General features: G+C 75.8%; 23 protein-coding genes, 2 pseudogenes and 1 riboswitch. Of the genes and pseudogenes, 9 read left to right on the forward strand and 16 right to left on the reverse strand.

Annotation, left to right across the window (positions count from 1 at the left end; genetic code table 11):
* From AC0IVP_RS20555 to AC0IVP_RS20570, 4 genes and pseudogenes are all read right to left on the reverse strand, one after another.
* Positions 1–253, reverse strand: a pseudogene (locus AC0IVP_RS20555) (hypothetical protein); the annotation flags it as partial.
* A gap of 205 nt (positions 254–458) precedes the next feature.
* On the reverse strand, positions 459–1,067 hold the full coding sequence (locus AC0IVP_RS20560) for a GNAT family N-acetyltransferase (protein ID WP_157519232.1): 609 nt from the start codon (positions 1,065–1,067) through the stop codon (positions 459–461).
* A 27-nt stretch (positions 1,068–1,094) separates the two neighbouring features.
* Positions 1,095–2,588 (reverse strand): molybdotransferase-like divisome protein Glp, encoded by a 1,494-nt coding sequence (glp, locus tag AC0IVP_RS20565; protein WP_471759023.1) that lies wholly within the window; start codon positions 2,586–2,588, stop codon positions 1,095–1,097.
* A gap of 112 nt (positions 2,589–2,700) precedes the next feature.
* Entirely contained in the window at positions 2,701–3,636 is a 936-nt protein-coding gene (locus AC0IVP_RS20570) for a UTP--glucose-1-phosphate uridylyltransferase (protein WP_056293069.1), read from the reverse strand.
* Positions 3,637–3,662: 26 nt separating this feature from the next.
* Here AC0IVP_RS20570 and AC0IVP_RS20575 point away from each other — a divergent pair, with 26 nt between their 5' ends.
* On the forward strand, positions 3,663–4,241 hold the full coding sequence (locus tag AC0IVP_RS20575; protein ID WP_471759025.1) for a 5-formyltetrahydrofolate cyclo-ligase: 579 nt from the start codon (positions 3,663–3,665) through the stop codon (positions 4,239–4,241).
* Here the strand turns inward: AC0IVP_RS20575 and AC0IVP_RS20580 are convergent.
* Positions 4,226–4,930 carry a FadR/GntR family transcriptional regulator gene (locus AC0IVP_RS20580; RefSeq protein WP_082556746.1) on the reverse strand — a complete coding sequence of 235 codons (705 nt, stop codon included), beginning with the start codon at positions 4,928–4,930 and terminating at the stop codon, positions 4,226–4,228. The two genes, AC0IVP_RS20575 and AC0IVP_RS20580, sit on opposite strands and share 16 nt — an antisense overlap.
* 191 nt (positions 4,931–5,121) lie before the next feature.
* Between AC0IVP_RS20580 and AC0IVP_RS20585 the strand changes: the two genes are divergently transcribed.
* Genes AC0IVP_RS20585 through AC0IVP_RS20595 form a run of 3 tightly spaced genes read left to right on the forward strand, consistent with a single transcriptional unit; the run spans position 5,122 to position 9,278 of the window.
* Positions 5,122–6,459: an SLC13 family permease gene (locus AC0IVP_RS20585; RefSeq protein WP_056293076.1), complete on the forward strand. Its 1,338-nt coding sequence runs from the start codon at positions 5,122–5,124 to the stop codon at positions 6,457–6,459.
* 24 nt (positions 6,460–6,483) lie between these two features.
* The gene (locus AC0IVP_RS20590; RefSeq protein WP_471759027.1) at positions 6,484–7,725 is read left to right on the forward strand and encodes a CaiB/BaiF CoA transferase family protein; all 1,242 of its coding nucleotides are present in this window, start codon (positions 6,484–6,486) and stop codon (positions 7,723–7,725) included.
* Positions 7,722–9,278 (forward strand): carboxyl transferase domain-containing protein, encoded by a 1,557-nt coding sequence (locus AC0IVP_RS20595; RefSeq protein ID WP_471759029.1) that lies wholly within the window; start codon positions 7,722–7,724, stop codon positions 9,276–9,278. The genes AC0IVP_RS20590 and AC0IVP_RS20595 overlap by 4 nt, the downstream gene beginning before the upstream one ends.
* A 45-nt stretch (positions 9,279–9,323) precedes the next feature.
* On the opposite strand, the gene AC0IVP_RS20600 is transcribed toward AC0IVP_RS20595, so the two are convergent.
* Positions 9,324–9,800 carry a MarR family winged helix-turn-helix transcriptional regulator gene (locus AC0IVP_RS20600; protein WP_056294733.1) on the reverse strand — a complete coding sequence of 159 codons (477 nt, stop codon included), beginning with the start codon at positions 9,798–9,800 and terminating at the stop codon, positions 9,324–9,326.
* Between the two features lie 148 nt (positions 9,801–9,948).
* On the opposite strand from AC0IVP_RS20600, the pseudogene AC0IVP_RS20605 reads away from it, so the two are divergent.
* Positions 9,949–10,095, forward strand: a pseudogene (locus tag AC0IVP_RS20605) (FmdB family zinc ribbon protein); the annotation flags it as partial.
* A gap of 14 nt (positions 10,096–10,109) precedes the next feature.
* Here AC0IVP_RS20605 and AC0IVP_RS20610 read toward each other — a convergent pair.
* The gene (locus AC0IVP_RS20610) at positions 10,110–10,307 is read right to left on the reverse strand and encodes a hypothetical protein (protein ID WP_471759047.1); all 198 of its coding nucleotides are present in this window, start codon (positions 10,305–10,307) and stop codon (positions 10,110–10,112) included.
* 120 nt (positions 10,308–10,427) lie between these two features.
* Between AC0IVP_RS20610 and cpaB the strand changes: the two genes are divergently transcribed.
* Positions 10,428–11,072 (forward strand): Flp pilus assembly protein CpaB, encoded by a 645-nt coding sequence (cpaB, locus tag AC0IVP_RS20615; RefSeq protein WP_056293089.1) that lies wholly within the window; start codon positions 10,428–10,430, stop codon positions 11,070–11,072.
* A 55-nt stretch (positions 11,073–11,127) separates the two neighbouring features.
* Positions 11,128–11,565, forward strand: a complete 438-nt coding sequence (mscL, locus tag AC0IVP_RS20620; protein ID WP_056294737.1) for a large conductance mechanosensitive channel protein MscL — start codon at positions 11,128–11,130, stop codon at positions 11,563–11,565.
* Between the two features lie 63 nt (positions 11,566–11,628).
* Here mscL and AC0IVP_RS20625 read toward each other — a convergent pair whose 3' ends face one another.
* Together AC0IVP_RS20625 and AC0IVP_RS20630 are read right to left on the reverse strand one after the other, a co-directional pair.
* Positions 11,629–11,814 carry a hypothetical protein gene (locus AC0IVP_RS20625; RefSeq protein ID WP_157519234.1) on the reverse strand — a complete coding sequence of 62 codons (186 nt, stop codon included), beginning with the start codon at positions 11,812–11,814 and terminating at the stop codon, positions 11,629–11,631.
* A gap of 30 nt (positions 11,815–11,844) precedes the next feature.
* The gene (locus tag AC0IVP_RS20630) at positions 11,845–12,390 is read right to left on the reverse strand and encodes a YbaK/EbsC family protein (RefSeq protein ID WP_471759031.1); all 546 of its coding nucleotides are present in this window, start codon (positions 12,388–12,390) and stop codon (positions 11,845–11,847) included.
* 114 nt (positions 12,391–12,504) lie between these two features.
* On the opposite strand from AC0IVP_RS20630, the gene AC0IVP_RS20635 reads away from it, so the two are divergent.
* Positions 12,505–12,894 (forward strand): VOC family protein, encoded by a 390-nt coding sequence (locus AC0IVP_RS20635; protein WP_471759033.1) that lies wholly within the window; start codon positions 12,505–12,507, stop codon positions 12,892–12,894.
* Positions 12,891–13,298 (forward strand): PaaI family thioesterase, encoded by a 408-nt coding sequence (locus tag AC0IVP_RS20640; protein ID WP_471759035.1) that lies wholly within the window; start codon positions 12,891–12,893, stop codon positions 13,296–13,298. The genes AC0IVP_RS20635 and AC0IVP_RS20640 overlap by 4 nt, the downstream gene beginning before the upstream one ends.
* 21 nt (positions 13,299–13,319) lie before the next feature.
* Here the strand turns inward: AC0IVP_RS20640 and AC0IVP_RS20645 are convergent, their stop codons facing one another.
* The 7 genes from AC0IVP_RS20645 to AC0IVP_RS20675 all read right to left on the reverse strand — a co-directional run bounded on the left by AC0IVP_RS20645 (position 13,320) and on the right by AC0IVP_RS20675 (position 18,433).
* Positions 13,320–14,222, reverse strand: a complete 903-nt coding sequence (locus AC0IVP_RS20645) for an MSMEG_6728 family protein (RefSeq protein WP_471759037.1) — start codon at positions 14,220–14,222, stop codon at positions 13,320–13,322.
* 15 nt (positions 14,223–14,237) lie between these two features.
* Positions 14,238–14,549, reverse strand: a complete 312-nt coding sequence (locus AC0IVP_RS20650; RefSeq protein ID WP_471759039.1) for a biopolymer transporter Tol — start codon at positions 14,547–14,549, stop codon at positions 14,238–14,240.
* Positions 14,546–15,424, reverse strand: coding sequence for an NAD-dependent protein deacetylase (locus AC0IVP_RS20655; RefSeq protein WP_471759041.1), 879 nt, complete (start codon positions 15,422–15,424; stop codon positions 14,546–14,548). Before AC0IVP_RS20655 ends, AC0IVP_RS20650 begins: the two co-directional genes overlap by 4 nt.
* 37 nt (positions 15,425–15,461) lie before the next feature.
* The gene (locus tag AC0IVP_RS20660) at positions 15,462–15,911 is read right to left on the reverse strand and encodes an SRPBCC family protein (protein ID WP_056293120.1); all 450 of its coding nucleotides are present in this window, start codon (positions 15,909–15,911) and stop codon (positions 15,462–15,464) included.
* 22 nt (positions 15,912–15,933) lie between these two features.
* Positions 15,934–16,323 (reverse strand): DUF2695 domain-containing protein, encoded by a 390-nt coding sequence (locus tag AC0IVP_RS20665; protein WP_471759043.1) that lies wholly within the window; start codon positions 16,321–16,323, stop codon positions 15,934–15,936.
* A 126-nt stretch (positions 16,324–16,449) separates the two neighbouring features.
* Complete coding sequence (locus AC0IVP_RS20670; protein WP_471759045.1) at positions 16,450–18,279, reverse strand: FAD/NAD(P)-binding protein; 1,830 nt, start codon at positions 18,277–18,279, stop codon at positions 16,450–16,452.
* Between the two features lie 25 nt (positions 18,280–18,304).
* Positions 18,305–18,433 carry a putative leader peptide gene (locus AC0IVP_RS20675; RefSeq protein ID WP_369800009.1) on the reverse strand — a complete coding sequence of 43 codons (129 nt, stop codon included), beginning with the start codon at positions 18,431–18,433 and terminating at the stop codon, positions 18,305–18,307.
* A 58-nt stretch (positions 18,434–18,491) separates the two neighbouring features.
* Positions 18,492–18,603, forward strand: a riboswitch (SAM riboswitch).
* Positions 18,604–18,846 lie beyond the last annotated feature (243 nt).

Below are 18,846 nucleotides of genomic sequence, written 5' to 3' on the forward strand. Positions count from 1 at the left end.
CCAGCGTGCGACGCCGGACGGCGTGCACGTCGACCTGCAGCTCACCACTGCTGCGCAGGGCGGACCGGTCGATGGCGACACGCTCGGTGTCGGCGTGGACGACCGGGTCGACGACGCGTCGGCGCTGGAGCGTCCGACCCGCTCCCGTCGCTCCGGCCCGGGCCGGTGCTGCGTCGCCGCGGGTGACCACCATCGGCACCAGCACCACGAACCACAGCACGACCAGAGCGGCCAGCAGAACACCCGAACCCATCGCGAACCACCCCGCATCCGTCCTTGGCACCCGTGTGTGCGGCGCCGATCCCTGGCGCCACACGAGTCACACGGGTCACTCGGGACGCACGTTAGGGCCCCCGCTCCCCCGGACGAGGGAGGCGCACCGCGTTCTCGTCGTGTCGTGTCGTGTGTCGACGGCGTGTCGTCCCTCCCGGCGTGTCGCAGGGGTCGTGCGGGCCCGGTCAGGCCGGGGCGGACCGCTGCCAGTGGGCCAGCACGCCGTGCGGGTGGTCGTCGGCGAGCAGGGCGTGGGCCAGGTGGTCCCGCCAGGCGCCGTCGATGTCCAGGTAGGACCGGAGGAGGCCCTCCTCGGTGAACCCCAGGCGCTGCACGAGCCGCCTGCTGGGCCCGTTCTCCGGTCGCACGTCGGCCTGCAGCCGGTGCAGCCCGGCGGGTCCGAACGCGTGGTCGCAGACCAGGGCCACCGCCAGCGACGCCACGCCCTGGCCGGCCGCCGCGCGGTCGATCCAGTAACCCAGGTGACCCGACCGCAGCGCACCGCGGACCACGTTGTCCACCGTCACCTGACCGACCAGCCGGCCCCGGTGCCGGATCGCGAAGGGCAGCGAGCTGCCCAGCCGGGCCCGGCGCCCGGCGGCCCGGCGCATGGCCCGGTACACCGCCGGGGTGTGCCGTTGCGCCCACCCGGCCGGCGCGGAGGGCTCCCAGGGGCTCAGCCAGGCCTCGTTCTCCCGGCGCAGCCGGGACCAGGCGTCGGCGTCCGAGCGACGCAGCGGGTGCAGCTCGACGTCACCGTGACCCAGCTCCGCGGGCCACCCCGGGTGCAGCACCGGGTCCCCGAAGAGCGCGCCGATGGCTCAGCCGCCCAGCAGCATCGGCATGACCGTCACCAGTCCGCCGGGAGACACCTCGGTGACGTCCTCGTCCACCACGATCAGGCAGTTGGACCGGGCCATCCGGGCCAGCACCGCGTCGCTGCCGCTGTCCCCGCCACCGACGGGCTCGACGACGTACCCGCCGTCGGGGTGGCGCATGACCTGGCCGTGCAGGTACTGCCGGTAGCCGAAGGGCGAGAGCAGCTGCTGGGCCGACACGGCCTGCACGGTGCGCCGGAAGAGCTGGCGCTTGCCCAGCATCAGCCGGATCGCCGGGCGGACGAAGACCTCGAAGGCGACCAACGCGGCCACCGGCTCGCCGGGCACGCAGATGACCGGCACGCCGTCACGACCCAGCCGACCGAAGGCCTGCACCGGACCGGGGTGCATGGCGACCTGGGTGAACTCGACGTGCCCCAGCTCGGCCAGCGCCTCTTGCACCAGGTCGAACCCGCCCCCGGCGAACGTGCCGGCGATGAGGACGACGTCGCTGCGCAGCAACTGGCTCTCCAGCAGCTCCACCAGCCGGCGCCGGTCGGCCGGCACGATGCCCGAGCGGTAGGCCTCGGCGCCGGCGTCGCGCGCGGCCGCGGCGAGGGCGTAGCTGTTGACGTCGACGACCTGGCCGGGGACCGGCGTGGTGCCCACGTCGACCAGCTCGCTGCCGGCGCACAGCACGGCGACGCGGGGGCGGGGGCGCACCAGCACGCGCTCGCGGCCGACGGCGGCCAGCAGGGCGATCTGGGCGGGGCCGATGGGGGTGCCCACACCGACGGCGGTGTCGCCGACCGCGACGTCGTCCCCGGTGCGGCGGACGTAGCTGCCCGGCGCGAGCTCGGCCTGCACGGCGACCCGGGCCGCGCCCTGGTCGGTCCAGACCGCGGGCACGACGACGTCGGCCCCGGTCGGCAGCATCGCGCCGGCGGCGACCTTCTGGGTCAACCCCGGCCCGATGGACGTCGGCGCGGCGGCCCCGGCCACGGACTCCCCCACCACGGCCAGGGTGACCGGCTGCTCGAAGGAGGCACCGTGGACGTCGAAGGCGCGGGCGGCGTAGCCGTCCAGACCGGCCTGGTCGAAGGCGGGCAGGTCCCGGCTGCTGACCACGTGCTCGGCGCAGAGCAGGCCCTGCGCGTCGAGCACGGCCAGCTCGATGGGGTCCGGGGTCGGTGCCGCGGCGAGGATGAGGTCCAGGTGCTGCTCGACGGTGCGCACCCGACCCGGGTCCGCGGCGAACTCACCGGTGTCCGCGGCCGGGTCGGGGTCACGGTCCCCGGAGGACACCGCGGGCGCCGGGACGGCGACGTCCCGGTCGACCTGCACGGTGTGCTGCGCCGGGGCCGGCGTCGTCGCCGGGCCCCGGACGCCGCCGATCTGCTGGGTGGGCTGGACGCCGACCGGCGCCCCGGTGCCGAGGTCGATCTGGGTGGTGTCCCGGGACCCCCGGAACCACCCGCGTGACTTGTCCTCGGTCATCCCCACCACCGTCTGCGAGCTCCTGGGCCTGCGTCGCCGCGACGTCGTCCGTGCGCGGGGTGGGTCCTGACCGACCGCACCGGTGACCGATGGTGCCCCCTCGGGCGCCCGGTCAGGCCGGCGACGCGCCCTCGGCGGGCAGGTCGGCGACGAAGTCACGCAACCACGGGCGCAGGGCCGGGCCCAGGTCGTCGCGCTCGACGGCCAACCGGACGACGGCCTTGAGGTAGTCCAGCTTGTCCCCGGTGTCGTAGCGGCGGCCGGAGAACACCACGCCGTGCACCGGGACGCCCTGCTCGACGAGGGCCAGGAGGGCGTCGGTCAACTGGATCTCCCCGCCGCGGCCGGGCGGGGTGGCCCGGATGGCGTCGAAGACCTCGGGGGCCAGCACGTAGCGGCCGATGATCGCCAGGGAGGAGGGCGCCTCCTCCCTCGGGGGCTTCTCGACCATGCCGGTGATCCGGACGACGGCGTCGCCGTCACCGGCGGGGGTCTGCGGCGCGTCCTCGATGGCGACGGCACCGTACTTGTCGATGTTCTCCGCGCCCACGTCCAGCAGCGCGATGACGCAGCCGCCGTGCTCGGCCTGGACGGCCAGCATCTGCTCCAGCAGCAGGTCGCGGGCGTCGATGAGGTCGTCGCCCAGCAGCACCGCGAAGGGCTCGTCACCGACGAAGGCGGCGGCCTGCAGGACCGCGTGGCCCAGGCCCTTGGCCTCGCCCTGGCGGACGAAGTGCACCTGCGCCACGTCGGTGGACTCGTGCACGGCGTCCAGCCGGGACTGGTCGCCCTTCTTCTCCAGCGCGGCCTCGAGTTCGGGCGCGCGGTCGAAGAAGTCCTCGATGGCGGCCTTGTTGCGGCCGGTCACCATGAGCACCTCGCCGAGCCCGGCCCGGGCCGCCTCCTCGACGATGTACTGCAGCGCCGGCCGGTCGACGACGGGCAGCAGCTCCTTGGGCACGGCCTTGGTGGCCGGCAGGAACCGGGTGCCCATCCCGGCGACCGGGATGACTGCCTTGCGGGCGGGACGAGGGGTCGGGCTCGACATGACACGACCCTAGCTAGCCTCCGGTCGTGGCCGACTCCCCCGACGTGGTGAGCGCGAAGGTGTCACTGCGCGCCCGGCTCCTCACCGGACGTGCCGACCGCACACCCGCGGGGCGGGTCGCGGCGGCCCGGGCGGTCGCCGCGCACCTCGGCACCCGACTGGTCGACGGCGTCGTGGTCGCGGGGTACGTGCCCACCGCCGAGGAACCGGGACACGGCGAGCTGCCCGGTGCGCTCGGCCAGCGGGTCCTGCTGCCCGTGGTGCCCGACCGGGGCGCGACGCTGGGCTGGGCCTGGTCGGGGGCCGGGCTGGCGGCCGGCCGGTTCGGCCTGCTCGAACCGGTCGGGCCCCGGCTCCCCGCCGGAGCGCTCGGCGGGGCGGACGTCGTCGTCGTCCCGGCGCTGGCGGTGGGCGCCGACGGCACGCGACTGGGCCGCGGCGGCGGGTTCTACGACCGGGCCCTGACCCACGCCCGTCCCGACGCCGTGCTGGTCGGCGTGGTCTTCGACGAGGAGCTGCTGCCCGCGGTGCCGGGCGGGCCGCACGACGTCCGGCTGACCGCCGTGGTGACCCCGTCGTCGGGCTGGCGTCAGCTGCCGGGCTGACCGCCGCCCAGCAGCGGGACGTCGGAGACCATCCGGATGTGCGCGGCCATCGCGGCCGCCGCAGCCTGCTCGTCACCGGCGCGGACCGCCTCGGCGATCGCCCGGTGCCCGTCCAGCGACCGGTGCGGGCGGCCCTCCTGGGCCAGGGACTCGATCCGGCTCTCGCGGACCCGGTCGCTGATCTCGGCCATGAACCGGGCCAGCAGCGCCGAGTGCCCGGCCGCGGTGACGGCGGCGTGGAACCGCTCGTCGCCGTCGACCCCGCGGCCGCCGGTGTCGACGTCGGCGGTCATCGCCGCCAGGGCCGCGTCGATCTCGCCGAGGTCGGCCGCCGTGCGCCGGCGGGCGGCCAGCGCGGCGAGCCGGACCTCCAGGGCCTCCCGGGCCTCGATGACGTCACCGAGGTCCTCACGGCGGGCGTTCAGCGCGGCCAGCACCGACTCGGTCCGCGGCGGGAGGAGCAGCACCGTGCCGTCGCCGTGCCGGACGGCGACCACCCCGGTCACCTCCAGGGCGACGAGCGCCTGGGCCAGCGTGGCGCGACTGACCCCCAGCGAGGCGGCCAGCTCGCGTTCGGCCGGCAGCCGGTCGCCGGGACCCAGCCCGGCGGCGGACGCCCAGGTCAGCAGCTCGCGCACCACCTGCTCGTAGAGCCGGTTGCGCCGCAACGGGGCGGGACTGCTGCTCACCGCACCTCCCGTGCCGATCCAGCGTGACGGTTGACACAGTAGCCTCGTGGTCGAGAGGCTAGGCCACTGAGACACTGAGCCGCCTCGTCCGAGGTGCTCGCCGGCCCGAGCACGAGCACGATCACAGCCGGCACACAGCCACCCGGCACACAGCCATCCAGCACCGCCCTCCGACGACGTGGGAGCCGACCGTGTCACCCGAGATCATCTCGATCCTCGCGCTGGTGGCGATCTTCGCGATCGCCACCTTCCTGCCCATCAACATGGGCGCCCTCGCGTTCGTGGCCGCCTTCCTGGTCGGCACCCTCGCCGTCGGGATGACCACCGACGACATCCTGGCCGGGTTCCCCGGGGAGCTGGTGCTGACCCTGATCGGGGTCACCTACCTCTTCGCGATCGCCCAGAACAACGGCACCGTGGACCTGCTGGTCCGCGGGGCGGTGAAGCTCGTGGCCGGCCGGGTCGCCTTCATCCCGTGGATCATGTTCGCGGTCACCGCGGTGCTCACCGCGATCGGCGCGCTGTCCCCCGCGGCGGTGGCGATCATCGCCCCGATCGCGCTGGGCTTCGCCGCGAAGTACCGGATCAACCCGCTGCTGATGGGCATGATGGTCGTCCACGGCGCGCAGGGCGGCGGGTTCTCCCCGATCAGCGTCTACGGCGTGACGGTCAACAACATCGTCGCCGACAACGACCTGCCCTCCTCCCCGATCACCGTCTTCCTGGCCAGCCTGTTCTTCAACCTGGCCATCGCGGCGGTCCTGTTCGTCGTCTTCGGCGGGCGGCAGCTGATCGGCCGCAAGGTCACCGACGAGCTCCCCGCCGAGGAGACCACCGCCCCCGACGGCAGCGCCGGCGACCCGGTGATCAGCGGGCACGGCACCTCGGCCGGGTCCTCGGTGGACACCAGCGAGCGGACGGCGACCGGCCGGGTCACCGTCGAGCAGGTGCTGACCCTGGTCGGCCTGGTCGCCCTCGCCGTCCTGGCGCTGGTCTTCGACCTGGACATCGGCTTCGTCTCGATCACCATCGCCACCGTGCTGGCGCTGTTCTCCGCCGCCCGGCACAAGGGCGCGGTCATGCAGATCAGCTGGTCCACCGTGCTGCTCATCGCCGGCGTGCTGAGCTTCGTCTACGTGCTGCAGGAGGCCGGCACCATCGCCTACGTCGGTGAGAGCGTCACCTCGATCGGCGCCCCGCTCGTCGTGGCCCTGCTGCTGGCCTACATCGGCGCCGTGGTCAGCGCCTTCGCCAGCTCCACCGCCATCATCGGCGTCGCCATCTCCCTGGCCGTGCCCTTCCTGATGGCCGGCCAGATCGGCGCCGTCGGCGTCGTCGTGGCACTGGCCATCGCCTCCACGATCGTCGACGTCAGCCCGTTCTCCACCAACGGCGCACTCGTCCTGGCCAACGCCCAGGACGTCGACCGGGACCGCTTCTACAAGCAGATGCTCGCCTACTCCGGCGTCGTCGTGGTGGTCGGGCCGCTGGTGGCCTGGCTGGTCTTCGTCGTCCCCGGCTGGCTCTGACCCACCCCGCAGACAGGAGAGAACATGAGCGCAGGACCCCTCGACGGCGTGCTCGTCGTCGACCTCACCCGGGCCCTCGCCGGCCCGCACGCCGGGATGATGCTCGGCGACCTCGGCGCCCGCGTGCTCAAGGTGGAGAACCCCGGCAGCGGGGACGACACCCGCGGCTGGGGCCCGCCCTTCATGGAGCCCGAGGGCGCCGCGCGGGAGTCGACGTACTTCCTGTCGACGAACAAGAACAAGGAGTCGATCACCCTCGACCTCAAGGACGAGGCGGACAAGGCGACGCTGACCGAGCTGCTGCGCCGGGCCGACGTGCTGCTGGAGAACTTCCGGCCCGGCACCCTGGCCCGGCTGGGCTTCGGCACCGACGTGCTCGCCGAGCTCAACCCCCGGCTGGTCACCCTGGCGATCAGCGGCTTCGGCCACGACGGCCCCGAGGGCGGGCGCGCGGGCTACGACCAGATCGCCCAGGGCGAGGCCGGGCTGATGTCGCTCACCGGGTCCGGACCGGAGGACCCGCAGCGGGTCGGCGTCCCGATCGGGGACCTGCTGGCCGGCATGTACGGCGCCTACGGCGTGCTCGCCGCCCTGCTGGAGCGGGAGAAGACGGGCCGCGGGCAGGTCGTGCGCACCTCGCTGCTGGCCGCGGTCGTCGGCGTGCACGCCTTCCAGGGCACCGCGTGGACGGTGGCGGGCAAGGTGGGCCACGCCCAGGGCAACCACCACCCCTCCATCGCCCCCTACGGCCTCTTCCACTGCGCCGAGGGCGGCAGCGTCCAGCTCTCCTGCGGCAGCGAGTCGCTGTGGCGCAAGCTGTGCGCCGAGTTCGACCTGGACGCCGAGGCCGACGGCCTGGTCACCAACGCCGAGCGGGTGGGCGACCGGCAGCGGGTCATCGAGCTGCTGGAGACCGCCTTCGCCGACATCGACGCCGAGACGCTGCTGGCCCGGCTGTCGGCGGCCGGCGTCCCGGCGGGCAAGGTCCGCACGATCGACGAGGTCTACGGCTGGGACCAGACGCTGTCCCAGGGCCTGCTCGTGGACGTCGACCACCCGACCCTGGGCACCGTGCAGTTGCCCGGGCCGCCGCTGCGCTTCTTCGCCCCCTCCGCCCAGGGCGAGACCGAGACCACGCGCCGCACGCACACCGCTCCCCCGGTCCTGGGCGCCGACGGCGACGCGATCCGCGCCTGGCTGGCCGGGCCGACCGAGGGCGTCCCCCAGCCCGAGGGCGACGACGTCGAGGACGGGCACGCCACGTGAGCGCCCTGGACGCCGCCGTCCCGCCGCCCCCGGCGAAGCCCCGGCGGCTGGACGCCCGGTCGCTGCGCGACCTGGTGCTGGACCCGGGCAGCTGGAAGAGCTGGGACACCCCCGTCCCGGCCCGCACCGTGGACGACGACTACGCCCGTGACCTGGCCCGCGCCGCGGAGAAGACCGGGCAGGACGAGGCCGTCGTCACCGGGGAGGGCCTGCTGCGCGGGCGCCGGGTCGCCGTCGTCGCCGGGGAGTTCGGCTTCCTGGCCGGCTCCATCGGGGTCGCGACGGCGCAGCGGCTGATGGCCGCGGTCGAGCGGGCCACCGAGCAGGGCCTGCCGCTGCTGGCCGCCCCGGTGTCCGGCGGCACCCGGATGCAGGAGGGCACCGTGGCCTTCCTGCAGATGATCGGCATCACCGCCGCCATCGCCCGGCACAAGGAGGCCGGGCTCCCCTACCTGGTCTACCTGCGCAGCCCCACCTTCGGCGGCGTGCTGGCCTCCTGGGGCTCGCTGGGCCACGTGACCATCGCCGAGCCCGGGGCCTCCATCGGCTTCCTCGGCCCGCGGGTCTACGAGTCGCTCTACGGCGAGCCCTTCCCGCCCGACGTGCAGACCGCCGAGCACCTGGCCGAGCGCGGCCTCATCGACGCCGTCGTCCCGGCCGAGGAGATCGCCGACGTCGCCGACCGGGCGCTGCGGGTGCTCGCCGCCCGCGGCACCTGGCACCGCGGCGCCCAGGTGGAGGGACCGGTCGAGGGCGACGGCACCGACGCCGACGACCCGGAGGACGGCCGCTCGGCGTGGGACGTCGTCACCGCGTCACGGCGGACCGACCGGCCCGGCGTCCGCCGGCTGCTGCGGACCGCGGCCACCGACGTCGTCGCGCTCAACGGCACCGGGGCCGGGGAGTCCGACCCCGGGCTGCTGCTGGCCCTGGCCCGGTTCGGCGGCGCGCCCTGCGTCGTCCTCGGGCAGGACCGGCGCGGGCAGTCGCTGTCGGCGCCGCTGGGCCCGGCGGCGCTGCGGGAGGCCCGGCGCGGGATGCGGCTGGCCGACGAGCTGCGGCTGCCGCTGGTCACCCTCATCGACACCCCCGGCGCAGCGCTGTCGGTGGAGGCCGAGGAGGGCGGGCTGGCCGCCGAGATCGCCCGCTGCCTGGCCGACCTGGTGATGCTGCAGGCCCCGACGCTGGCGGTGCTGTTCGGCCAGGGCACCGGCGGCGGCGCGCTGGCCCTGGTGCCGGCCGACCGGGTGCTGGCCGCGGCCAACGGCTGGCTGGGCCCGCTGCCCCCCGAAGGCGCCTCGGCGATCGTGCACCGCGACACCGACCACGCCGGGGAGATGGCCGCCGCCCAGGGCGTGCGCGCCACCGACCTCTGGCGCGCCGGGATCGTCGACCGGGTCGTGCCAGAGCGGCCCGACGCCGCCGACGAGCCGACCGAGTTCTGCCGCCGGCTGGGTCGGGTGCTGGCCGAGGAGCTCGCCGGGCTGCTGGGCCGCGACGACGTCGAGCGGCGTCGCAGCCGGACCCAGCGCTACCGGCACCTGGGTCGCTGACCCCGCCGGGCGCACGGCCCCGGTCCGCCCCACGGCGGGCCGGGGTCAGGCGTCGGTGCGCCGGCCGGCGTCGGGGTCCAGGTGCTCCAGCACGGTCGCCAGCACGTCGTGCAGCTGGCGGGTCTGGTCCTCGGTCAGGGCGGCGAACAGGCCCTCGCGGACGGCCTGCACGTGCCCCGGCGCGACCTGCCGGACCACGTCCCACCCGGCGTCGGTGAGGACGGCGACGTTGCCCCGCCCGTCGTCGGCGGCGCGCTCGCGGCGGACCCAGCCGCGGTCCTCCAGCCGGGCCACGGTGTGCGACAACCGGCTCTGGGACTGGTTGGCCTGCCGGGCCAGGCTGCTCATCCGCCGGCTGCGCCCGGGAGCCTCGCTGAGCATGGCCAGCACCACGTAGGCGGCGTGGGTCAGGCCGGCGTCACGCTGCAGCTGGGCGTCGAGCGACCGCGGCAGCAGTTCGGCGACGGCCAGCCACGCCCGCCACGTCTCCTGCTGCCGGTCGTCCAGCCAGGGAGAGGGCACGCCCGGCACGGTATCCCGGCCGCCCGCTGCCCGTCGGGCGTGATGTGGCCGACCGGTCGTGGACGCATCGGACCCCGAGGCGCATGATTGGCAGTCGCCGGGTGGGAGTGCCAGCCCGGCTCCCAGCCCGACGAGGAGTGACACCGCCGTGCCCACGTACCAGTACGCCTGCACCAACCCCGAGACCAAGCACGAGTTCGAGGTGGTCCAGTCGTTCACCGACCCGGCGGTCGCGGTCTGTCCCGAGTGCGGCGCCCCGGTGCGCAAGGTCTACGGGTCGGTCGGCGTCGTCTTCAAGGGCTCGGGCTTCTACCGGACCGACAGCCGGGAGTCGGGCTCGAAGACCTCCAGCACCTCCTCGGCGTCCAAGGAGTCCGGCGGCTCCAAGGAGTCCTCGTCGTCGGGGTCGAAGGAGTCCTCCGGCAGCTCGTCGCCGAGCAAGGAGTCCTCGTCGTCGAGCTCCTCGACCAGCGGGTCGTCCAGCAGCTCGTCCTCGAGCAGCAGCACGCCCTCCTCCTGAGGCACGGCCGGCGGCCCGTCCGCCGCCCGTCGTCCACACCCGGGGGTGTCCTCCACAGCTCCCCCGCGGACGCCGGCTGACCGGCCGCACCGGGTGAGGCTCACCCGGTGCCCCCACCCTGGTCCCGCCGTCCCCGCCACCCGGCCCACCTGCTGCGCCGGGTGGCGGCCGCCCTGCTGGCCTGCGGCGCGCTGGTGCTGGCCGTGCGTCCGCCGGCCCCGGCAACCGTGACCGCCGCAGTCGGACCCGTCACCGTCGTGGTGGTCGCCTCGGCCGACCTGCCCGCCGGCACCGTGCTCACCGCCGGTGACCTGACCGCTGTCGAGCTGCCGGCCGGGACGACGGCTGCCGGTTCGGCCGCGGCGCCGGACGGGCTGGTCGGGCGGACGCTGGCCGCACCGGTCCGGCGGGGCGAGGCGGTGACCGACGTCCGGCTCGTCGGCCCGGCGCTCTGGGCCGCGGTGCCGGCCGGCCAGGTGGCCGCCCCCGTGCGCCTGGCCGACCTCGGCGTCGCCGCACTGCTGCGGGCCGGCGACCGGGTCGACGTGCTCGCCGGACGGCCCGGGGTCCCGGTGCAGGTCGTCGCCACCGGCGCCCTGGTCCTCGCGGTCGGTGCTCCCGCCGACCCCGCTCCCGGGGTGTCCGACACCGGCTCGGGCCTGCTGGTCCTCGCGGTGCCCGGGCCCGTCGCCGCCGACCTCGCAGCGGCGTCCACCGATGCGACACTCACCGTTACCCTCGGCCCGCCATGACCGGCCGGACCCCTCGTGGTCCGGCGGTCACCCTGCGTCGACTGAGGTGCGCACCATGCTCAAGGGCTTCAAGGACTTCCTGCTCCGCGGCAACATCGTCGACCTCGCGGTCGCCGTCGTCATCGGCGCGGCCTTCACCGCCGTCGTCACCTCCTTCACCACCTCCTTCCTCGAGCCGCTCATCGGGCTCATCGGCGGCGGTGGCGTCGACGGTGGCAGCTTCGTCGTCGACGGCCAGGAGTTCACCTGGGCGGCGTTCGTCAACCAGCTGATCACCTTCGCGCTGACCGCGGCCGTCGTGTACTTCGTCGTCGTCCTGCCGATGAAGAAGCTCCTCGAGCGCCGCAAGTCCGGCGAGGAGGCCGGCCCCGTCGGCCCGACCCAGGTCGAGCTGCTCGTCGAGATCCGCGACCTGCTCCGCTCCCAGCAGGACCTGCCGCAGAAGGAGAACCCGATCGGCCCCGGCACCACGGTGCTGCCCGGCCAGCTCTGACCGCACCCGCGCCGGAGGCCTCCTCGCACCCCGCCCGCCGGGCGGGCCGCGAGGGGGCCTCCGTCAGTCGCTGCCCCAGTGCGGGGGGCGGTCCTCCAGGTACCGGCGGTCCTCGTCGCGCTCGTCGGGGCGCTCGCCCCAGCCGACGTCGGAGTCGTCGGGCGCCCGCTCGCGGCGGACGGGAGGTGCCGGTGCCCTCTCCCCGGGGACGTCGTCGGCTGGCTCCTCGGCGTGCTGGCTGGTCGACACGCCCCGCACGCTAGCCACGGTCGGCCGCCCTCAGCCGACCGGCTGACCCAGCCCCTCCAGCACGACGGCGCCGGGCAGGCCGGCCAGCACCGCACCGGGGACGGCGAGCTTGGACCCGCGGGTCCCCGAGCCGACGACGAGCAGCTCGGCCTCGGCCACGGCCGCGTCGACCAGCACCGGCCAGGACGACGGCAGCCCCACCGGGGTGATGCCGCCGTAGGCCATCCCGCTCTCGGCGACGGCGACGTCCTGCGGGGCGAAGGAGGCCTTGCGGGCGCCCAGGTGGCGGCGCACCAGTCCGTTGACGTCGGCCCGGTTGGTGGCCAGCACCAAGCAGGCGGCCAGCGTGGTCTCGGCGCCGCGGCGGGCCGCGACGACGACGCAGTTGGCCGATGCCGCGGCCGGCACGCCGTAGGCGTCGGTGAAGGCCGCGGTGTCGGCGAGGTCGTCGTCGATCTCGGCGACCCAGACCGGGGCGGTGAGCCCGGCCAGCACGGCGGCCACGGGGGCGGCCAGGAGGTCGGCGCGATCGGTCGCGGGGACCCAGGTCAGCGAGCCCAGCACGGGTGCGGTCATGCCCCGATCGTCCGACACCGGCCGCGCCCCCCGCAGCCCGGGTGGCCCGATCACGGCGGTCCGCGACCGGACCCCGACTGTCCCGCGGCCGCCGGCCGGGTCAGGATGGCGCTCGTGATCGGCCAGCTGCACTCCTTCGTCATCGACGCCCCCGACCCGCACGCGCTCGCCACCTTCTACGCGGACCTGCTCGGCATGGAGGTCCGCGGTGGCCCCGGCGACGACTGGGTCGTGGTCACCGGTGCCGGCTACCGACTGGCCTTCCAGCAGGCCCCGGACCTGCAGCCGCCGGACTGGCCCGACCCGACCCGGCCGCAACAGGCCCACCTCGACGTCCGGGTCGCCGACATCGACGCCGCCGAACCGGCCGTGCTCGCCCTCGGGGGCCGGCGGCTGCCCGGCGCCGGCGGGGACTTCCGGGTGTACGCCGACCCGGTCGGCCACCCGTTCTGCCTGGTCTGGGACGCCCCCCTCCCGCCCCCCGCCCCCGAGGAGACCCCGTGACCGGCCCCGATCTCGCCGGCGCCAGCGCCTTCGTCACCGCCACCGGGTTCACCCCCGACGAGATGACCGGCACCCGGGTCACCGGCACGGTCGAGCTCGGCCCGCACCAGCACACCCCGTGGGGCGTGGTGCACGGCGGCGTCTACGCGGCGGTCGTCGAGTCCGCGGCGAGCATCGGGGCCAGCGCCGCCGTCGCCGACCGCGGCCAGTTCGCCGTCGGCGTGAACAACTCGACCGACTTCCTCCGCCCGGCCACCGAGGGCCGCCTCGACGTGCTGGCCGAGCCGGTGCAGCAGGGCCGCACCCTGCAGCTGTGGCTGGTGACCCTCACCCGGGCCGAGGACGGCAAGACCGTGGCCCGGGGCCAGGTGCGCCTGCAGAACGTGCCGCTGCCGGGCGCGTGAGCGACCGGGTCGCCGGCCCGCTCAGGGGCCGGTGACGACCGCCGGGTCCACGGTGACCCGGAACAGCGCCCGCGGGTCCTGCATCGCGGCGGGCGGGCGGACCGCCGAGCGCGGCACCACCCGGTCGAAGCGGACCGGCCGCCGGTGCGGCAGCAGCTCGCGGCCCTGGTGGGCGTAGTCGCCGGTCACCTCGCCCAGCAGCAGGCCGGTGCCGCCGGCGACGGGCACCGCCACCGGGTCACCGGGTGCGACCTCGTGCACGAGCGCGGCGAGCTGGCGGAGGTCCTTGGCCGGCCGCTTGCCGGTGAGCTCGTGGGCCAGGGCGCGCAGCTCCGCCAGCTCCAGGCCCGTCGCGTCGACGTCCACCCCGGCCTGGGTGCCCAGCCCGACGACCCCGGCGGACAGCGCGGCGCCCAGCTCCGGGTGGGCCCGCGGCCGGACGACCCACACCGCGGTGCCCTCCGGTGCCGGTGCCGGCGGCAGGTCGTCGGGCTCGGGCCAGACGTAGTCCAGGTCGTCCGGGTCGTCGGGGAACAGCGACCGGTAGGTCTGCGGCTCCTTGGCCAGCAGCTTCGACCGGTGCGAGCGGTGCAGCGCCTCGTCACCCAGCCACGACGGCAGCTGGCCGGCCAGCGCCAGCTCGGCCTGGTTGCCCACCCCGGGGGCGAACTCCCCGATCAGCGCGGCGGTGCTGTCGGCGAACCCGCGCGCGGTCCACTCGGCCACCATCTCCAGCCCGTAGCGCACCAGACCCGGCGTCCGCCCTCGCCACATCCGGACCGCCGGGTGGGTGGCCCAGCCGTAGTCGGGCAGCTCCAGGGCCCGCAGCACCTGCAGCGTCTCGACCCGCTGCTTGCCCAGCCGGGGGGCGTCCAGCAGCCGGGCACTGCCGGCGAAGTCGGCGACGGGGAGGAAGGTCTGCACCCGCTCCAGTCTGGGTCAGTCCGTGCGGTCCAGCGCGGCGAGCGCGGCCTCCCAGCGGTCCCGCCGGGCGTCGTCGGACTGCTCCCACCACGCCTGCCCGCGCTCCCCCAGCCCGGTCTTCGCGGCCTGCACGACCATCCGGGCCGCGCGTACCGCGTCCTCGTCGCCGGCCCGCTTCGCCGTCCGCACGCCGCTGCGACCCAGGCCCAGGTGGTGCAGCAGCTGCTCACGGACGTCGTCGGGGAGCCTCGGGTCCTGCGCCCGCCACCGCCGTCCGTCCACGACGATCCACCGACCGTCGGCGGTGTGCTCGACCTCCCGGGTCACCGGACGAGCCGGCGGGCGAGCTCGGGGAGCACGGTGCCCAGCGGTGCGTCCACCCGGACGTCGGCCTTGTCGTCCCCGCGGGTCGGGCCCGAGTTCACGATCGCCACGGGGATGCCCTCCTTGGCCGCCCGCAGCACGAACCGGAAACCGCTCATGACGGTCAACGAGGAGCCCAGCACGACCAGCGAGCGGGCGCACGTGACCAGCTCGTAGGACCGCGCCACCCGCTCGGGCGGCACGGTCTCGCCGAAGAAGACGACGTCGGGCTTGAGCGGCCCACCCCCGCAGGCCAGGCAGTCGACCATCACGAACTCGTCGAGGGCGGACTCGGGCAGCTCGACGTCGCCGTCGGGGTTGACCCGGTCGTCCAGCGGCTCCGGGCGGAACCCGGGGTTGGCCTCCCGCAGCCGCACGTCGAGGGCGGCTCGGTCGGCGACGTCCCCGCAGGCCAGGCAGACCGTGCGGTCCAGCCCGCCGTGCAGCTCGAGGACGTCGGTGGCCCCGCCGGCCTGGTGGAGACCGTCGACGTTCTGGGTGATCAGACCGCCGAGCAGCCCGGCGTGCTCCAGCGCGGCGACCGCGCGGTGGCCGGCGTTGGGCCGGGCCTGCTCGATCTGCCGCCAGCCCACGAAGCTGCGTGCCCAGTACCGGTGCCGGCCCTGCGGGTCGCGGGTGAAGGTCTGCCAGGTCATCGGGGTGTGCCGGCGCTGCCGCGCGCCCGTGGCCCCCCGGTAGTCGGGGATGCCGGAGTCGGTGGACAGCCCGGCGCCGGAGAGCACCACGGTGTTCCCGTTGCCGACCAGCGCGGCGAGCTCGTCGAGCCCGGCGACAGCGACGGCGGGGTCGACGGCGGAGGGGGCGGTCACCCGGCCCATGGTCCCCGGTGTGCGCGCCCCGCGCCCGTGAGCCGGGTCAGCTGCCGGCGAGCTCGGCGTCCAGCCGGTCGAGCACGCCGTCGTAGAGCCGGCGCAGGCCCCGGGGCGCGAAGGTGCGCTCGAAGAACCCGCCGATGCCGCCGGCCCCGTCCCAGGTGCTGCGCACCCGCACCGTGGTGACGCCGGCGTCGGCCGGGTGCACAGTCCAGGTGGTGACCATGGAGGAGTGGGTGTCGGACTCGACCAGCCCGCCGCCGTCGGGCAGCTCGGAGACCGAGACGACCTGGTCGCGGACCCGCTTCTCGGTCGCGGCCAGCTTCCAGTGCACCCGGGTGCCGGCGCCCTGCCCGCCGGACTCGACCCGGTACTCGCTGAACTGCGGCCCGGCGATCCGCCGGCGGGTGCCGGCGTAGTCGGCGAGTGCGGCCTGCACCCGGTCGGCGGGTGCGTGGACGACCCGTTCTGCGGTGGCGACGACCTGACCCATGACCGGAGTCTGCCCGGCTGTCTCACCAGCCCGGCCTGCGGGGCTGCCACAGGTCGCAGGGCTGGGCCGACCCGGCCCGGACGCCCTCGCACGGCGGGTCCGCCTCGGGCAGCCACAGCTCGCCGGTGTCCTCGTCCACGACCAGCAGGTCCTCCCGCAGGTGCCAGCCGTTGAGGAAGACCTCGCAGTCGCACCACCCTCCCCGCTCCTGCAGGCGACGCAGCAGGGCCGTGGCCCGGGGCGCCCGGGCATCGCGCCACCGTCGGGCCCAGCGCGGCGAGCCGGCGCAGCCGAACTGGCCGACCATCCGGGCGCAGTAGCAGAGCACGCACTCACCGGCGGTGGGTGCGGTGAGCGTCTCGGCGAGCTCGGCGACGAACTCCTCGGCGCTGTCGGCGGGGGTGCGGGTCACGGGTGCCTCCTGGGGTGTGGAGGCCCGACCCCAGCAGTCGACGGGGACCCCGCGGGCGCCGTCGTCCACAACCGGGGCGCCGTCCACAGACCGCGACCGTCCCGCCCACGGCGGGACGGTCGCCCCTCAGGCCGCGGCGACCCGCGAGACCCGGTCCAGCGCCGCCCAGACCCCGGCGGCCAGGACGTCGTTCTGACCGAAGAACGGGGCGTTCGTGCCCGGCCGGGCGAACGCGGCGACGGGGGCGCCGGAGGTCCAGAACCCGGCCGCGAAGACGTCGGCGGCGGGCTCCCCCAGCGCGGAGACCAGCCGGTGCGCGGCGTCCACGTGCAGCCGGCCGGTGCCGGGCTGCTCGGCCGCGACCCCGCGCACCAGCAACCGGCGGACCAGCTCGTCGGTGGTGCGCTCGACGTCGACCGCCGGCACCCGGGCCTCCACCAGCGCGGTCCCGCTGGTCGTCCCGGGGACGCTCACGGAGCGGGCCACCCAGGCGCCGTCCTCCAGGGTGACGGCGGTGTCGGCGCCGGTGAACCGGACGACGCCGGCCTCCGACAACGCCAGCAGCTCCTCCAGCCGGGGGGACGGCGGCCCGCTGGCCAGGTAGCTGAAGAGGTTCATCCACCAGCCGGCGACGTCCTCGCGGGCGGAGCGGTCTGTGAGCAGGCCGCTGCGGGCCAGCGCGGCGACGGTGCCGTGGCACTGCAGCAGGGCCACGAAGACCGCGGCGTCCATCGAGTACGCGGGGTCCGCGGCGCGGGCGAGGTCGGCCCGTACGTGCGCGCGGGTCCAGCCTTGCAGCTCGCCGGCGTCGGCGAACGCGCGCCCGGCCAGCGGGCGGTCCAGGGCGGCCAGGTCGAACCGGTCGGCCGGGTCGGGCACCGCGCGCGCGACCAGCGCGGCCGCCGCGGCGGGGTCCTCGGTGGCTCGCCACTGCACCGCGAAGGCCTCCCAGGGCTCCCGCACCCGGTCGGGGTGGGCGCGGAAGAGCTCGGTGAGGTGGGCCCACTCCAGCTCCCGGACGAGGAGCGGGGCCAGGTCGGCGCGCAGGTCCAGCGGGCGGTCGCCGAACCGGGCGGTGACCGCGTCGGGGGTGAAGGCGTGCAGCGGCACCGGCGGGCCGGCCCAGGCGTAGCCGAGCTTGGCCCGGTAGGGCACCCCGCGGCGGGACCCCACGTGCAGCACCGGCTCCCGCCCCGAGGGCGCGTAGACCAGCCGGCCGTCGGCGTCGCGGTGGTACGTGCCGCCGCGGCCGCCGGTCAGCAGCGTGACCAGGTCGACGAAGGCCAGTCCGGCTCCGCGGACCAGCACGTCCTCCCCCGGCCGCAGGGCGGACAGGTCCAGGTCGGCGGTGTACCCGGTGGGCACGAAGCCCAGCCCGTGCTCCCGGGCCCGTCGCGCCAGCTCGGCCTCGGCGTCGGAGGGCAGTGCGTCCAGGTGGCCCTGGGCCAGCACCACCACGTCGACGTCCAGGTGTCGGCCGTCGGCCAGCACCACCCGCGGGCCGCGGAGCACGTCGACCGCACGGGTGGCGTGCCGGTGCACGGTCACCCCCGGGGACGCGGCCAGCGTCGAGAGCACCCAGCCCAGGTACCCGTTGACCAGTCGGCGCGAGGGGAAGGACGTCGCCGTCAGCCGCCGGGCCTCGACCCCGACGTCCCCGGGCAGGCCGCGACCGGTCTGCTCGACCCACTGCCACAGCGTCGTGCCGGCCCCGATCCGGCCCTCGACGGCGACCGAGGCGTCGGGCAGCACGGTGATGTCGGCAGCCAGTGAGTTGGCCCACAGCAGCTCGGACTGGGCGGTCCGCCAGACCCGTCCGCCGCCGGGCGGGTGCGGGTCGACCAGGTGCACGACCAGGGGGCGGCCGGCGGCGCGGCCGACCAGCCGTTCGAGGACGCCGAGGGCGGTGGGACCGGCGCCGACGAGGGCGACGGCGGAGGGGGACGTGCTGGTCACGGGTGCTCCGGGAGGGTGCGGTGGGTCAGGGCGCGGGGACCTGCCGGCACCGACACAGCGCGCTCCCGGTCCGCTGGAGGTCCACGTGCCGACGGCGCACGAGCGGGGTGCGGGACACGGTGACTCCTCTCCGGGACGGGGTGACGACACCCATTGTCTACCAAGTCGATCGGGTTTGACGTATCGGCCTCTCGTCTCCTAGCTTCCTCCCAGGTCCTGAGTGCCAGCGACAAGCCCCGGCTCGCTGGCCGGCAACCCTCCACTGCGGCGGGGTGCCCCGGGTGACGACCTGGCGACGGTGCACGACTGTCGCAAGTGCAGCCCCGCCCGACGGCGGGGGACGAGGAGACGACATGGAGACCACCACGACCGCCCCGCGGTCCACGGTGCTGCACGCCCTCCTGCTGGTCGGCCGGCCGGTCATCGACCTGGTCCGCACCGACAGCGCGCTCTGTCGCTGACCCGCAGCTGACCCGGGGCCAGGCCCCCAGCCCTCCCCCAGCGACACCCGGCCGCGCCGAGCGCTCGGCCCGGTGACGGCCGCCCCCGACCGGGCGGCCCCTCCCG

The sequence above is a fragment of the Klenkia sp. AC732 genome (assembly GCF_979256525.1).